Source organism: Nocardia puris, assembly GCF_036051655.1.
Taxonomy (GTDB): Bacteria; Actinomycetota; Actinomycetes; order Mycobacteriales; family Mycobacteriaceae; genus Nocardia; species Nocardia puris.
Genome location: NZ_CP107943.1, coordinates 3,551,875 through 3,567,330, shown reverse-complemented (window position 1 = coordinate 3,567,330; position 15,456 = coordinate 3,551,875). Strand labels below are relative to the sequence as shown.

The following is a 15,456-nucleotide window of genomic DNA, read 5'->3' as shown; positions in this document are numbered from 1 at the left end:
CTGACGATGCGCACGCGGGGACGAGCCGGTCAACCAGAAACGCAGGTTCGGGTCGGTGATATATGCCCCGCGTATGCGGGGATCAGGCCGCCTTCGACCTCGGCTTGTCGACAGTTACATTTGCTCCCCGCGCAGGCGGGGGATTGCCGCACAGACCCTCGGCCGGGCGGTTCGAAGCCGCCCGGCCGACAAGTCCGGTTACAGGTCCGCGATCGCCGCCAACGGTGGCGTTCGGGCCGCGCGGATACCCGGCCACACCGCCGCCAGGATGCCCACCACCGCCGACGCGATCACGACCGCGACCAGCTGATCCCATGGGATCGCGATCTGGTCGATCCCGAGGTCACGCAGGGTGCGCAGGAATCCGATCCCCAGACCGAGGCCGAGGATGACGCCCACGATCGCGCCGAAGACGGCGATCAGCATGGACTCCAGGTAGATCGTGCGCCGCACTTGCGCGCGGGAGGTGCCCACGGCGCGGAGCATGCCGATCTCGCGACGGCGTTCCACCACCGAGAGGGCGAGCGTGTTGACGATGCCGAGGATCGCGATCACCACGGCCAGCGCGAGCAGTCCGTAGAGGATGGCGAGCATGGTGTTGATCTGGCGGCCCTGCTCGCCCTTGAACTGCTCGCGGTCCTGCACCTGGATGATGGCGAACCGGTCGGTGGCGTTCTCCAGGTCGGTGCGCAGCGCGTCCAGATCGGTCCCCGGCTGACCCTTGACCAGCACGAAGAAGTTGCTGCGGAAGGCCGTCGGCGTCACCTCGTCGAACACCGCGGGCGGTGCCACCAGATCGCCGAGCAGCGGCGACGCCTTGAACACGCCCGCCACGGTGACCGGCACCTGCTCGTTCTTGTCCAGCGTGGTCAGCTCCACCTGCTGGCCCGGCTGCCAGCCGTGCTCGGCGGCCTCGTCCTCGGAGACCAGCACGCCGCGTTCCCCGAGATCGCGCGACCCCTCGATCAGGTCGATGCTCAGCAGCCCGGTGAGCGGCCCGTCGGGTGCGATACCGGCGATGCGATCGTCACCGACCCGCGCCGCCACACCGCGCAGCCCGACGACCTGACCGGCGGCGGGCACCTCGGCGCGCACGGTGTCGGGCACGCCCATCGGCAAGCCGATGAACTGCTGCGGCGGGCCGGTGAGTACGTAATCCGCCTCCACGCCCTTGTCCACCAGCACGTCCACGCTCGCTTTGGCCGAGGCGCCGAGCATGCCGATGGCCGAGACGAGCATGAGCCCGAGGGTGAGCGCGAACGCCGTCGCGGCGGTGCGGCGCGGATTGCGCACGGCGTTATTGCGCGCCATCCGCCCGATCGGTCCGAACGGGCGCAGCGCCGCACCGAGCGCGCCGACCACCGGCCGCGACAGCGCGGGCGCGGCGAGCAGCACCGACAGGATCAGCCCCAGCGCGCCGACCCCGACCGTTGCCGCGGCGCTGCCGCCGGTCGACTGCGCACCCACCACCACCAGCGCGATGCCGGCGACAGCGAGCACCGCGCCGACGAGCGTGCGGACCCGCAGCGAATCGCCCGCCGACGCGAACTCCTCGCGCATCGCCTCGACCGGCGGGATCTTCGCCGCGCGCCGGGCGGGCGCGTAGGCGCTGATCACGGTGACCGCGATGCCGACGAGCAGCGCCACGATCACCGTGCGCGGCAGCACCGCCATCGTGCCGGTCGGCAGGCCGAGATCGAACGCATTGAGCAGAGCAGCGAGCCCGAAGGCCAAACCCACACCCGCCGCGAGTCCGATTGCGCTGCCGATGATTCCGATCACCAGCGCCTCGCCGACCACCGACCCGCCGACCTGCCTGCTGCTCGCGCCGACCGCCCGGAGCAACGCCAGCTCTCGCAGGCGCTGCGCGACGATCATCGCGAAGGTGTTGTAAATGATGAACGTGCCGACGATCAGCGCGATCGCGCCGAAGGCCAACAAGAAATAGTTGATGAAGTTCAGCGCTTCGGAGACTTGGGATCTCAGGTCCTCGCGCACCTGCTCACCGTTCTGCACCTTGTAGCCGGGCAGCGCGGCGGCGATCCGTTCCTGCGTGGATTCCGAACCGTCCGTGGCGATGTCGACGTAGCCGACGTGCGCGCCGTCGGTGAACAGCTGGCGAGCCTGCGCGTCCTCGAACAGCACGCCGATGTATCCGCCTGTGTCGGACGGGGTTTCGTAGATGCCGGTGATGGTGACGTCCAGCATCGGCTGCTGCTGGGTGCTCTGCGAGGGGATGAGGACCTTGGTGGTGTCACCCACGGCGAGCCCCGCGCGTTCGGCGCCGCTCTTGTTCAGCGCGACTTCGTTCGTGTTCGCGGGCGGCGCGCCCTCGAGGAACTTCTCGGGTTCGGCGACAGCGCGTTCCGGCGGGAGGTAGGACTCGCCCCAGCTCGGCGCGCCACCCGTCTGCACGGGCTTCTCACCCGCCGGATCGAGCAGCACCAGCGGGCCGCCCACGCTCGGCGCGACCGTGCGCACGCCCTCCATGCCGGCGATCTCGTCGACCACGCTGTTGGGGACGCCGAACGACTGCTGCTCCTCGGGGCTGACCCGCACGTCCACACCCATCGCCTCGTTGGCGAAGATGCCGTCGAACGTGCGCTGGAGGGTGTCGGTGAACACGAACGATCCCGCGATGAACGCGGTGCCGAGCACCACCGAGAGCAGGGTCAGCGCCAAGCGCACCTTGTGCGCGGCGAGATTGCGCAAGGCGACCTTGCGCATCGGCGAGCCGGTCATGCCTGCTCCAGCGACTTCATCCGGTCGAGCACGGATTCGCTGGTGGGATCGCGCAATTCGGAGACGATGCGGCCGTCGGCGAGGAACACCACGCGGTCGGCGAACGACGCGGCGTGCGGCTCGTGGGTGACGATCACGACGGTCTGCCCGAACTCGTCCACCGCCGCACGCAGGATCGACAGCACCTCCTCCGAGGATCGCGAGTCCAGGTTGCCGGTGGGTTCGTCGCCGAAGATGATCTCGGGTTTGCCCGCCAGCGCCCGCGCGCAGGCGACGCGCTGTTGCTGCCCGCCGGACAGTTCGCTGGGCCGGTGCCCGAGCCGGGCGGTGAGCCCGAGCCGCTTGGTGACCGTGTCCAGCCATTCGGCGTCGGCGGCGCGGCCGGCGATGTCCAGCGGCAGGGTGATGTTCTCCAGCGCGGTCAGCGTCGGCACCAGGTTGAACGCCTGGAACACGAACCCGATCCGGTCGCGGCGCAACTGCGTCATCTGCTTGTCGCCGAGCGAGGTCAGATCGGTGTCGCCGATGCGCACCTGCCCCGAGCTGGCGCTGTCCAACCCGGCCAGGCAGTGCATGAGCGTCGACTTCCCCGACCCCGACGGCCCCATGATGGCCGTGAACTCCCGCTGCGCGAAATCCACCGACACCCCGTCCAGAGCCCGGACCTGCGTGTCTCCGGACCCGTACACCTTGACCAAGTCCACGGCGCGCGCCGCCACCCCGGTCCCGACGGCCTCAGCCGTCCCAGCCACTCCACCGTGCGAAGTCATGCACTCCAGTCTGTCGGTGATCGGTGCCGCGCGCCATCGGGGAAGTCCCCGATGGCGCGGGGTTGATGCAGATCACCCTCGAGAAGTAGGTGGTGCCGTGCCTCGATCGGTCTCCGGCTCGCGCCGGAGGCGGTCGAGGCGATCGGCTTCGGCGCGGGCCTGATCGCGCGCGCCGTGCAGATAGGCGATCGTCCCGATCATCACCTGTTCGAGCGGATCCCCCTCGGGGCCGAGCAACGCGAGACGAGCCGCCATCTTCGCGGCGACCTCCTGCATGTTCAGCCCCTCCGACGCCAACGGAAGATTGCGCCACCAGATGTCCGCGAAGGTGTCCGCCATCTGCTCCGAGGATTTCGCGAGCCGCTGCCAGATGTCGACGATCTGCTCCCGGTAGGCGTCCACGGTCTCGGGAGGGAACTCCGACTCGTCGTTCATCGGTGTCCGCTGCGTTGCCGTGTGGCTCCGCCCGCCCGCCCCTGAGCCCCAGCGCGCGGGTGCACGCCGGCGACTACCAACGCACCCGCCAGCAGCACCACACCGAAGACTCGTCGCATGCTCACCCCCACTACCCACGCCGGGCCTTCATCGTTGCTGCAACTATACAAACGTCCACCCCTGACCGGGTTCCCGCCCAGATCGACCATCCAAAGTGCGGCTTGGTCGGGCATCCGCGCCGCCCACCCACCGTCGACGGCGATCGCGGGCGTGCGACAACTGCCCACCGGGCAGTTTCGAACCACCAGGGCAAGGTGCTGATGCGGAGATCCACACGCGCGGGGAGCGTGACGCCGATGGCCGGCACTACTTCGGCGGCCCAGGCTCAACCCCGCCGGCGCGGGGAGCACGTGCTACAGGCACGGTAGGGATGGATAGTACCGCCGGAGATAGTATCGCCAGAGATACTATCGCTCGCGATACTATCCATTTCGGTACGAACACTTCGGAATCCGCTCACGGGGCGGAGTCGCACGGATTCCACCAACGGCGATGATCGCGACTCTGCAAATGGTTGACCGCCTGGCACTTCGGCGCCGCCCGGCTGGGGGGGCATCGTGAACCATCTCCGCATGCGACTGGAGCATCCGAGCGGGTCGATCAGCGCGCCCATGACGCCGAGGCCCATCCCCGCATGCGCGGGGAGCATAAGGGGACCACCCAAGAACTCATGGCCGCCGCGGGCTCATCCCCGCACGGGCGGGGACCATCTCGGCGTCGAAATTAAGGCCGACACAACAGGGGGCTCATCCCCGCACACGCGGGGACCATGACTCGGCGGTCAGCAGGGTGATCGGGGTGGCGGGCTCACCCCCGCATGCGCGGGGACCATACTTCTTGACCTGCGGTTTTTCGCAGAGCTGAGCCAATTCTCATTCACTTTCGTCCGACCACGGCCATCGCGTCCGGACGCGACATCCACCGTATCCCCTCACCGTAAGATCAGCAGCGCCGATTTCTCGATCCGGTCGGCGATCTCCGCGTACGACGCGTAGCCCATTCCCGCGCGGACCAACGCTCCGGCGTAGAGCAGTTCGAGGGATTCGACGATGTCGGGGTCGGGGTCGGGGCCGAGGGCGCGCAGGATGCGTTTGCGGATTTCGGCGCCGATGCGGTCGCGCAGGTGGGCGACGTCGGGGTCGCGGCCGAGCAGGGCGCTGGTGACGGCGCCGGAGAGTTCTTGTTCGTCGGCGACGAGCAGGGCGATGTCGCGCAGTTCGGCGATGACGCGGACCACGGGGTCGGGGTCCTCGCTGGCGGGCGAGGGGGAGGCGATCAGGCGGCGCCAGAAGATCTCCGCGACCAGGTGTTCCTTGGAGGAGAAGTAGGTGTAGGCGGTGGCGGTGCCCACGCCGGCGGCGGCCGCGACCAGGCGGACGGTCATGCCGGCGAAGCCCTCGCGCGCGAGCACTTCCACCGCCGCTTTGGTGAGCTTGTCGACGGTGTCGGCCTGCTTGCCGCTGAGGCGACGGCGGGTCGCCTCCAGCATCACGAAATCACCTTCAGACATGTGTCCAGACGCTATCAGGGTCTAGCCGTCTTTGGCGGCGGCCCTCCCGGCACGGCGGCCGTAGAAGCTGCCGTCACCCAGCGACGCACCGCTGACATAGCCGCCGGCGCACAATCCCGACGTGCACCGGCCGGCCGCGTACAGACCCGGGATCGGCTCGCCGGACACGTGCAGGACGCGCGAATCCAGATCGGTGCGCAACCCGCCGAGGGTGAATCCCGCGGTGAAGTTGCGCATGTCGAAGCCCGCCAAGGGCGTACCGATCGGCCGCACCCATTCCGGCTTCTTCCCCAGCACCGGATCGTGCCCGTCGGCGGCGTGCCGGTTGTAGACCTCGACGGTGGATTGCAAAGTGCCGCTGGGCAATCCGATCTCGGCTTCCAGTTCGGCGACGCTCTCGCACGCCCACGTGGGCGGCTGCCGGAAAAACGGCGTGGCGGTCACGGTGGCCAGCGCCTCCTCGTAGGACCGCTCGTCGATCACCAGGAAGGCCTGATTCTCGTTGCGCAGCAACGTCGCCTGCCCGATGTGGCCGCCGTAGGTGTCCTCGGGGACGTAGCGCTGGCCGCGCCCGTTCACCAGGATGCCGCGCGCCAGCAGCTGCGGATCGCCGAAGAACGCGACCTCGGTGGCATCCATGTGGGCCAGGTCGGCGCCGAGCGCTTGCGCCACCCGGATGCCGATGCCGTCGTGCTCCTCGATCGCCGCCGCCGGACGGCCGATCAGGCGCGGCGCGTAGCCCTGCACCATGGACTGGGCGTAGGCGAAACTGCCGGTGGCGAGCACCACGCCGCGCTCGGCGCGGATCGCGACGCGCTCGCCGAACCGGGTGGCGAGCACGCCGACGACGCGGTCGTCGTCGTCGACGATCAACCGGCGGATGCGGGTGTCGAATTCGACTCGCGCGCCGAGCTTTTCGGCGGTCTCCGCGAGCGGCTTCATGAGCATGTAGCCGCCGCTGCGCTGCCCGGGGCGCTTATCGGAGTACTGCGGAACATGGCCGCGCGGTGCGGGTTTCGCGAGAGTGTTGAAGGGCGCGGAGTTCTCGCCGCCGGAGTAGCCGAGCCCTTCGTCGTGGGGCACCTCCCACCCCGGCTCACCCCAGAACGCTTCGCGGAACGGCACTCCGCACGCCACGAGCCATTCGTAGTGCTCGACACTGCCGCGGCAGTAATCGGCGATCCTGGCCTCGTCGGCGCCCGGCCCGACGGCGGCGAGCAGGAACTGCTCCATGTTCTCCGGGGTGTCCTCGAAGCCGAGCGCCTTCTGCAACGGCGTGCCGCCGCCGAGGTAGATCCAGCCGCCCGCCATGGACGCCGCGCCGCCCCAGCCGCCCGCGCGTTCGAGGATGAGCACGTCGGCACCGGCCCGCGCCGCCTCGACGGCCGCGCACACCCCGGCGATCCCGTAGCCTGCGACCACCACGTCGGCGGTGTGCGCCCAGGTGTCCACGTCGCGGGCGCGCAGCGGTCGGACGGTGTCGATATCGGTCACGGTTTCTCCTCGGATTCCGTCGCGCGGGCCGCGTCGGTGCGCGGCGCCGCGAGGATGCCCACTCGTTCCGGAACGCGGTCCGGAGTCACAACAGCAACAGTAACTTGTTCCTGTTTTCCGAGTGGAGAACTTACCCGCCGCGACTCGATCCCATCGACCCATTGTCCCGGTAGCCGGTGCACTGATAGTGTCCAGACACATGTCCAGCTACGCGTCTCCACGAGTCGGCAACCCGGCGCGTGGTCGCGAGAACTCGTTACGGAAATTCCGGACCGAGATCGACTCGCCGTCACCGACCTTCGACCTGCGCGACACGTCCGCGCACCCGATCCCCGTGGAGAGGTAATGCCGCGCTTCGAACCCCATCCCACCCGCCGCCCCGCCCTGATCGCGGGCGCGTCCTCGGGCATCGGCGCGGCTACCGCCGTGGCGCTGGCCGAACTGGGCCATCCGGTCGCGCTCGGCGCGCGCCGCGTCGAGTTGTGCGAGGAACTGGCCGGCAAGATCCGCGCCGACGGCGGCGACGCGCTCGCGCACCGGCTCGACGTGACCGACGCCGACTCGGTGGACGCCTTCGTCACCGCGGCCGAGGACGCGCTCGGACCGGCGGAGATCCTGGTCTCGGGCGCGGGTGACATCGAATTCGCCCTGGTGCAGGACATGGATCCGGAGAGCTTCCTGCGGCAGGTGCACGTACACCTGGTCGGGGCGCAGCGCTTGGTGCATCGGGTGCTGCCCGGCATGCTGGCGCGCAAGCGCGGCGACCTGGTCCTCATCGGCTCGGACTGCGCGCCGCAGCCGCGCCCCCGCACCGGCGCCTACACCGCCGCCAAGGCGGGACTGGAGGCGATGGCGACCCAGTTGCGAATGGAGTTGGAGGGCACCGGGATTCGCTCCTCTGTGGTGCGCCCCGGACCGACGCTGACGAATATGGGCATGAACTCGACGCCCGAGGTGGTCGGGCCGCTGCTGGAGGACTGGCAGCGGTGGGGTTTCGCCAGGCACCCCTACATGCTGCGCGCCTCCGACCTCGCGGCGGCCGTGGTGGCGGTGGTGTCGGCGCCGCGCGGGGCGCACCTGGTGCTCGTCGAGGTGCAGCCCGAGGCCCCGCTGAAGTGAACGGAGATCCGGTAGCGTGGCGCTCGGGGTGGGCCGACGACATCGAAGAGGTGTAGACGCGTGAGCATTCGCGAGATTCCGCTGCGGACCCTGACGGGCGCGCCGACCACGCTGGCCGAACTGGCCGGCGACAAGGCCGTGCTGCTGGTCAATGTGGCCTCCAAATGCGGTCTGACGCCGCAGTATTCGGGGCTGGTCGAGCTGAACAAGACCTACGGTCCGCGCGGGTTCACTGTGATCGGCGTGCCGTGCAACCAGTTCATGGGACAGGAGCCGGGCACCGCCGAGGAGATCGAGCAGTTCTGCTCCACCACCTACGGCGTCGATTTCCCGCTGCTGGAGAAGACCGAGGTGAACGGTGAGAACCGGCACCCGCTCTATGCCGAGCTGGTCGAGACCGCCGACGCCGAGGGCGGCGCGGGCGATATCCAGTGGAACTTCGAGAAGTTCCTCATCGACCGCGACGGCAAGGTGGCCGCGCGCTTCCGCCCGACCGTCACGCCGCAGGACGCGACGATCACCTCGGCCATCGAGGGCGTGCTCTAACTCAGCGGCGCGGACTGCCACCAGGCCATGAGCTCCTCGCGCGTGGCGATGAATCCCACGCTGTAGAGGAGGAAGGTGGCGCGGTCGGCGTCGCCGGAGAACCAGGTGACCATGCGCGGACGCTTGCTCACCGGATTGTCGTCGAGCAGGTAGTTCCGGTACAGGTACGGGCCGTGTTGCGCGGTCGAGACGGTGTACCCGGGCAGGTGATCGATCGCGACCTGCGCGCTCTCGGAGTCCTCGTAGACGAACAGCTGGTAGTTGGCCTTGTTGTCGCCGCCGAAGCAGTACCAGTACGCCGAGAAGTCGCCGAAATCCGGTGCGCCCGCGTCCATCGCGTTCGGTGAGCCCGCGTCGTGCGCGAAACAGGTGCTGCCGTTGAAGCCGTCGCCGATGTGGACGATGCCGTCCGGATCCACCGGCGGTGTCATGCCGGGGAACGCGGTGCTGATGCGGGTGAGCCGTTCGGCGAGGCTGCCGGAGAGTGGTGGTGACGCGGGCGCGGAATCGACCGTCGTCGTGGGCGTCGTCGTGGATGCCGCAGCGGGCTCGGTCGTGATCGCGGCCGCCGACGCGTCGGATTCGCCGCCGCGATCCAGGGCGAACACCGTCGCGCCCGCCCCGACCGCCACCGCCGCCACCAGGGCGAGGCCGATCCCCAAGGCGCGGCGGGATCCGGACGCGCGCGGCGGGCCGGGTGGGAGCGGGCTGTCGGAATCGCGGACGGGCGCGGCGTTGTCGTAGGCCAGGGGTTCGTGTGCGCGGTACGAGTCGGAGTCCGCCCCGGTCGCCCGCCCCTGTGCGAAACCCGGCCCAGCCGAGGAGAACTCGGCGGACCGCTCGGATGCGAAGCCCGGCTCGGCGGCACCGCCGGGCGGAAAGCTCGAATCGCCCGGCCGGCCCCGTCCGAATCCCGGTCCGTCAGCGTGGGCGAACCCGAAATCCGAAGCCGCAGGGCCTGGAACGAAGGTCGCGCCGGCGGCCGATGGTGACGCGAACCCTTGACCCGCACTCGGGCCGGGGGCGAGGGGCGGACCGTCCACGAACTTCGGTGGCGCACCCCATTCCGCGGTGACCGGCGCGCCGAAACCGTTGTCGCCCGGCGCATCCGGCGCGGCCAATGCGCGCCACGCGGCGGCCGCGAACTCCGTGCACGAATCGAACCGATCCGCGGGTCTTTTCGCGAGGGCGCGGGCGAGCACGGCGTCCAGCGCGACCGGCAATCCCGGACGGGCCGACGCCAGCGGCGGCGGTTGCCGCTGCATGTGACCCTGGATCACCGCGACCGGGTTGTCCGCCTCGAACGGCACCGCGCCCGTGAGCAACCGGAACAGCGTGCAGGCCAAGGAGTACTGGTCGGAGCGGTGGTCCAGCGGCACGCCGGACAGCTGCTCCGGCGAGGCGAAAGCCAGGGTGGCGGTGAAGGTTCCGGTCTGGGTGAGCTTGCGCTTGTCGTCGCGCAGGCGGGCGATGCCGAAGTCGGTGAGGAAGACCCGCTCCCCGGCGTCGGCCCGCTCCAGCAAGATGTTGGCGGGCTTCACATCCCGGTGCAGCACACCCTTGCCGTGCGCGAAGTCGAGGGCCTTCGCGGTCTCCGCGACGATTCGCACCGCGCGATGCGGCGGCAGGTGCCAGGCATCCAGCGACGCGGCATCCTCGCCCTCGACGTACCGCATCGAGATCCACAGCTGCTCGTCCTCGATGCCCCGGTCGAACACCGTCACGATGTTCGGGTGGTCGAGCCGGGCCACCAGATCCGCCTCCCGCTCGAAGCGGGCGCGGATCTCGTTGTCGTGGAACAACTCCCGATTGAGCAGCTTGAGCGCCGTCAGCCGGGGCAGGCGTGGGTGGCGCGCCAGGTACACCGACCCCATGCCCCCGCGACCCAGCAGGCGTTCGACGGTGTACCCGGCGAAGACCGCGCCGTTGTCCAGCATCGGGTCAGTTCAGCGGCGCCGAGCGCCACCAGCGCAGCACCTCGTCGATGGTGCCGACGATGCCGTCGGTGTACATCAGGTACTGGCCGCGGTCGCCGCCGAACACGGTGACCATCTTGGGCCCGCTGTCGTCGAACTTGTAGTTGGTGTAGGACTCGCCGCCGTTGGTGTCGGTGGACTTGGTGGCGCTCGAGGGCAGGTTGCTCAGCGCGGCCTCGGCGTCGGCCGCCGTCTCGTACACGAAGAACGTGTAGAACGGGTCGTCGTTATTGCCGCCGCCGTAGCAGTCCCACTGATAGGCCCAGTTGCCGAAGTCGGGCGTGCCCTGCGTGGGGTAGGCCGGGCTGTCGGGGGTGTGCGCGCTGCAATCGGCGTCGTTGTAGCCGCGATCCTCGCTGGTGGACGCCGGGACCATGCCGGGGAATTCGGCGCTGATCGACTCCGCGGTGGCCGCGACGGGACCCGAGCTGTTCGAGCCCGTGCCCGGCGCACCGGCGGTGGTGGACGTGCCGCCGCCACCGCTCGAGGACGAGCCGCCGCTCGACGCCACGACGACGATGCCGATCACGACACCGATCAACACCACGACGCCGAGTGCGAGCGCGACGATCAGTCCCGTATTCGACTTACCGCCGCCCGCACCCGCGCCGGTGCCGCCGCCCACGCCACCGCCGGGCGGCGGGGACGCGAACCCGTAGCTCTGCTGCGGCGCCGAGGCGTACCCGGCGGGCTGTTGCTGCTGACCCGAGGCGTACCCGGTCGGCTGCGGCTGCTGACCCGAGGAGTACCCCGCTGCCTGCGGGTGCGGGGCCGAGGCGTAGCCCGTGGGCTGCGACCCGGTGCCGGTGGGCGTCGAGCCCTGGTACGTCGGGGTGTTGCCCTGGTACGTCGCGCCCTGGTACGTGGGCGCGGTGCCCTGATGCGTCTGCTGACCGGTGAGCGGCTGTGATCCGCTGGTGGTGGGCCCGGGGAACCCGGCACCCATCACCGGCATCTGCCCGCCGGTGGACGCGTACGGCATCGCGCCGCCGGTCACCGGTCCGCCCGCCAGCGGCATCGCGGGCATGCTCTGCCCCGACAGCGCGGCCTTCGCGGCGGCGGCGAAATCCGAACACGAGTCGAACCGGTCGTCGGGCCGCTTGGCCATCGCCTTGGCGAGCACGCCGTCCAGCGCGTTGGGCAGGCCCGGCCGCACGCTGCTCAGCGGCGGCGGCGCGGATTGCAGGTGGCCCTGGATGACCTGGGCCGGATTGGTCGCGGCGAACGGCCCGCTGCCGGTGAACAGCCAGAACAGCGTGCAGGCCAGCGAGTACTGGTCGGACCGGTGATCCAGCGACGCGCCGGTGAGCTGCTCGGGCGAGGCGTAGGCCAGGGTGGCGGTGAAGGTGCCGGTCTGGGTGAGGTGACCGGTGTCGTCGCGCAGGCGCGCGATGCCGAAGTCGGTCAGGAACACCCGCTCACCGCGGCCGCCGGTGGACCGGGCCAGCAGGATGTTGGCCGGTTTCACGTCGCGGTGCAGCACGCCCATGCCGTGCGCGTAGTCGAGCGCGTCGGCGGTCTCGGCGATGATCTGCACGGCCCGTGCGGGCGGCAGCGTCTTCGGATCCACCGACGCGGCATCGACACCGTCGATGTACTGCATCGAGATCCACAGCTGCTCGTCCTCGAGCCCGCGGTCGTAGACGGTGACGATATTGGGGTGGTCGAGCCGGGCGACCAGATCCGCCTCCCGTTCGAACCGCGCCCGCACCTCCTTGTCGAAGAACATCTCTCGGTTCAACAGCTTGAGCGCCGTCATCCGCGGCAGCCGCGGATGCTTCGCCAGATACACCGAACCCATGCCACCGCGGCCGACTTGCCGCTCGATGACATAGCCGGCGAAAGCCTCACCGCTGGCCAGCATGTCTGCTCCACTTCTCGCCTGCACCGGGACCCGCCGGGAACAGACGTCCAGCACGAACGCGCGGACGGGTGGGCCCGACCACGGAAAACACCGAAACCTTAGCAGCGTCACCCGGTCCCGGACGGTCCGAGAGCGGAGCGCAGCACCTGCCATGCATAGCGAAAAGCTATGGCGGAGGCCGTTGTTCCGGTGGTTGCGGGCTGCTTCCCGCTCCCGGCGCGGCGCGCGGCCTGCGCACCTGATCGGGCAAAGCGATGGTGATGGGGCGCACCGGCCGGCCCGACGGGCGAGCCGAGCCCGGTGCGCGCGGGGGTTCGCCCGAGCCGGCACCCGGCGGACGCGGTGACTCGGCACCCGGCGGACGCGGCGGGCTCGCGGAGTGACGCGCCTGCTCGGCGGGGCTCGAAGCGGCACCGCGCACCGGTTCGGCCGGGCCGGAAACCGGGCCGCGTACCGGCTCGGCCGGGCCGGAAACCGGGCCGCGCACAGGCTCGGCCGGGCCGAAAGCAGAACCCCGGACGTGCTCGGCGGGGCTCGAAGCCGCACCGCGCGCGTACTCCCCCGGAACGGGCCCGCGCACCGGTTCGGCGGAACCGGAAACCAGTCCGCGAGTAAGCGGGCTCGGACCCGAAACCGGGCCGCGCACCTGCTCCGCCGGGCTGGACACCGGCCCTCGGCCCCGCTCACCCGCGCCGGAGGCGGCTCCACGGCCCTGCTCACCGTGACTCGGAACCGCCCCGCGCCCCTGCTCACCGGGCACCGACCCCGGTCCACGGGTGTACTCCGGCCCCGTCCCCGGCCGACGGTTCCCCGACGGCCCCGCACCCGGGGGACGTGACGGCTGAGCGCCCCGATTCAGGTCCACGGGTGGTCCGTACGGCGGCATCGCGCCGGTGGGTGGCATCGCCCCGGTATGCGGGGCGACCGGCCGCCCGTGCGGCGCGACAGGCGGTCCGGGCCGCGGCGGCACGGCCCCGGGCGGAACGGCTCCGGTGTACCCCGGATAGGGCGGCGCGACATTCGGCCGCGCCGGGTATCCGCCGTACGTCGGCATCGGCGCCTGCGGGACCGAGTGCGGGTACCCGGGCGGCACGTGCCGGGGCGGCGCGGGCGGTGCGGCGGCGAGCGCCTGACGGGCGGCGGCCGCGAATTCGGTGCAGCTGGCGAACCGGTCGTCGGGCCGTTTGGCCAGCGCCCGCGCCAGCACCGCGTCGACGGCGGGCGGCAGCCCCGGACGCATCCGGCGGGCCGAGGGCACCGCGCCGTGCAAGTGCCCGTGCATGACCGCGACGGGCGTGGACCCGTTGTAGGGCACGCTGCCGGTGAGCAGCCAGAACAGCGTGCAGGCCAGCGAGTACTGGTCGCCGCGATGGTCCAGCTGTTCCCCCGACAGCTGTTCGGGCGCGGCGTAGGCGAGGGTGGCGGTGAGCGTGCCCGCCGAGGCGAGGGTGGTGTCGGAGTCGCGGATGCCCGCGATGCCGAAGTCGGTGAGCAGCACCCGCTCGGCTTGGCCGATCGGCATCTTGGCGAGCAGGATATTGGCCGGTTTCACGTCGCGGTGCAGCACTCCGTTGGCGTGCGCGAAATCCAGTGCCGAAGCCGTCTCGGCCACGATCTGCACCGCGCGGGCGGGCGCCAGCACGCCCACGTCGGCGCTGGAGGCGTCGGACCCGGAGATGAACTGCATGGAGATCCAGAGCTGGTCGTCCTCGGCGCCCCGGTCGTACACGGTGACGATATTGGGGTGATCGAGCCGGGCGACGAGATCGGCCTCGCGCTCGAAGCGACCGCGGCTCTCCGGATCGCCGTACAGCTTGCGGTCCAGCAGTTTCAGCGCCGTCAGTCGGGGCAGCCGCGGGTGCTGAGCCAGATAGACCGTGCCCATCCCGCCCTTGCCGAGGACACCTTTGATGACGTAACCGGCAAACACTTCGCCAGCACGCAACAAGTGAATTCACCCCCCTCATCGGGTCGAGCACGCGTCCTACGGATGTATCTCGCGCGCGCCCTCCAGCGCAACAGTCCCCACGATTCTCGCACCGAATCGGCACCTCGCCACCGCGGTTCGCGTGTCGGTGCCCCCGGCTACGCTGGCCGCATGCGCATTGGAGCACATGTCCGGCTCGACAGCGATCCGATCGGCTTCGGCGAACAGCTCGGCGCCGAGGTCATCCAGCTCTTCGTCGTCGACCCGCAGAGCTGGGACAAACCCGTCCCGCATCCCAGGACCGAGCAGATCCTGGCCAGCCCGATCGACGTGGTGGTGCACTCGTCGTACCAGATCAATGTGGCCAGCCTGAACAACCGCCTGCGCATGCCCTCGCGCAACGCGGTGGCCCAGCAGGCGAAGGCCGCCGCCGAGCTGGGCGCGTTCGGGCTGGTCGTGCACGGCGGGCACGTCCGTTCCGACGCCGAGATCGAGACCGGGATCGACAACTGGCGCAAGCTGTTCCAGCGCCAGGAGGACAAGGGCGGTTTCGCGGTGCCGATCCTGATCGAGAACACCGCGGGCGGCAATCACGCCATGGCCAGGCATTTCGACTCCATCGCCCGGCTGTGGGAGGCGGTCGGCGACTACGGCGCGGGCTTCTGCCTGGACACCTGTCACGCGTGGGCGGGCGGTGAGGACCTGGTCGGCGTGGTGGAGCGGATCAAGGCCATCACCGGCCGCATCGATCTGGTGCACCTGAACTCCTCGCGCGACGAGTTCGACTCCGGGGCCGACCGGCACGCCAACTTCGCCGACGGCACCATCGACCCGCAGCTGCTGGCCGAGGTGTGCCGCACGGCGGGCGCGCCGGTGGTGCTGGAGACGCCCGCCGAGGGGCTCGCCGAGGACCTGGCCTACCTGCGCGAACACGTGGGCTGACGCGGGCACGTGTTGCGATCGGGCCGAGAGAAAACCTGGTCGCCGCCGGAGCCGGCTGGTGTGCTCTAGGG

Annotated in this window: 11 protein-coding genes; 3 read left to right on the top strand and 8 right to left on the bottom strand. The window is 70.4% G+C overall.

Annotated features, from left to right (window positions below; translation table 11 throughout):
• Positions 1 to 198 precede the first annotated feature (198 nt).
• The 5 genes from OHB21_RS16320 to OHB21_RS16300 form a co-directional block, all read right to left on the bottom strand.
• Positions 199 to 2,742, bottom strand: coding sequence for an ABC transporter permease (locus tag OHB21_RS16320; RefSeq protein WP_067511027.1), 2,544 nt, complete (start codon positions 2,740 to 2,742; stop codon positions 199 to 201).
• The gene (locus OHB21_RS16315; protein WP_067511028.1) at positions 2,739 to 3,512 is read right to left on the bottom strand and encodes an ABC transporter ATP-binding protein; all 774 of its coding nucleotides are present in this window, start codon (positions 3,510 to 3,512) and stop codon (positions 2,739 to 2,741) included. The genes OHB21_RS16320 and OHB21_RS16315 overlap by 4 nt, the downstream gene beginning before the upstream one ends.
• 72 nt (positions 3,513 to 3,584) lie before the next feature.
• Entirely contained in the window at positions 3,585 to 3,947 is a 363-nt protein-coding gene (locus OHB21_RS16310; protein ID WP_195124827.1) for a hypothetical protein, read from the bottom strand.
• Positions 3,948 to 4,938: 991 nt separating this feature from the next.
• Entirely contained in the window at positions 4,939 to 5,499 is a 561-nt protein-coding gene (locus tag OHB21_RS16305; RefSeq protein ID WP_195124886.1) for a TetR/AcrR family transcriptional regulator, read from the bottom strand.
• Between the two features lie 39 nt (positions 5,500 to 5,538).
• Complete coding sequence (locus OHB21_RS16300) at positions 5,539 to 7,011, bottom strand: FAD-dependent oxidoreductase (protein ID WP_195124826.1); 1,473 nt, start codon at positions 7,009 to 7,011, stop codon at positions 5,539 to 5,541.
• Between the two features lie 345 nt (positions 7,012 to 7,356).
• Here OHB21_RS16300 and OHB21_RS16295 point away from each other — a divergent pair, with 345 nt between their 5' ends.
• Together OHB21_RS16295 and OHB21_RS16290 are read left to right on the top strand one after the other, a co-directional pair.
• Positions 7,357 to 8,130, top strand: coding sequence for an SDR family oxidoreductase (locus tag OHB21_RS16295; RefSeq protein ID WP_067511032.1), 774 nt, complete (start codon positions 7,357 to 7,359; stop codon positions 8,128 to 8,130).
• A 60-nt stretch (positions 8,131 to 8,190) separates the two neighbouring features.
• Positions 8,191 to 8,676 carry a glutathione peroxidase gene (locus tag OHB21_RS16290; protein WP_067511033.1) on the top strand — a complete coding sequence of 162 codons (486 nt, stop codon included), beginning with the start codon at positions 8,191 to 8,193 and terminating at the stop codon, positions 8,674 to 8,676.
• Here OHB21_RS16290 and OHB21_RS16285 read toward each other — a convergent pair.
• The 3 genes from OHB21_RS16285 to OHB21_RS16275 all read right to left on the bottom strand — a co-directional run bounded on the left by OHB21_RS16285 (position 8,673) and on the right by OHB21_RS16275 (position 14,464).
• Entirely contained in the window at positions 8,673 to 10,613 is a 1,941-nt protein-coding gene (locus OHB21_RS16285; RefSeq protein ID WP_067511034.1) for a serine/threonine-protein kinase, read from the bottom strand. The genes OHB21_RS16290 and OHB21_RS16285 overlap by 4 nt on opposite strands.
• Before the next feature lie 4 nt (positions 10,614 to 10,617).
• Positions 10,618 to 12,516, bottom strand: coding sequence for a serine/threonine-protein kinase (locus tag OHB21_RS16280; protein WP_195124825.1), 1,899 nt, complete (start codon positions 12,514 to 12,516; stop codon positions 10,618 to 10,620).
• Positions 12,517 to 12,682: 166 nt separating this feature from the next.
• Positions 12,683 to 14,464: a serine/threonine protein kinase gene (locus OHB21_RS16275; RefSeq protein ID WP_195124824.1), complete on the bottom strand. Its 1,782-nt coding sequence runs from the start codon at positions 14,462 to 14,464 to the stop codon at positions 12,683 to 12,685.
• 150 nt (positions 14,465 to 14,614) lie between these two features.
• Between OHB21_RS16275 and OHB21_RS16270 the strand changes: the two genes are divergently transcribed.
• Positions 14,615 to 15,385 (top strand): deoxyribonuclease IV, encoded by a 771-nt coding sequence (locus OHB21_RS16270; RefSeq protein ID WP_067511052.1) that lies wholly within the window; start codon positions 14,615 to 14,617, stop codon positions 15,383 to 15,385.
• Positions 15,386 to 15,456 lie beyond the last annotated feature (71 nt).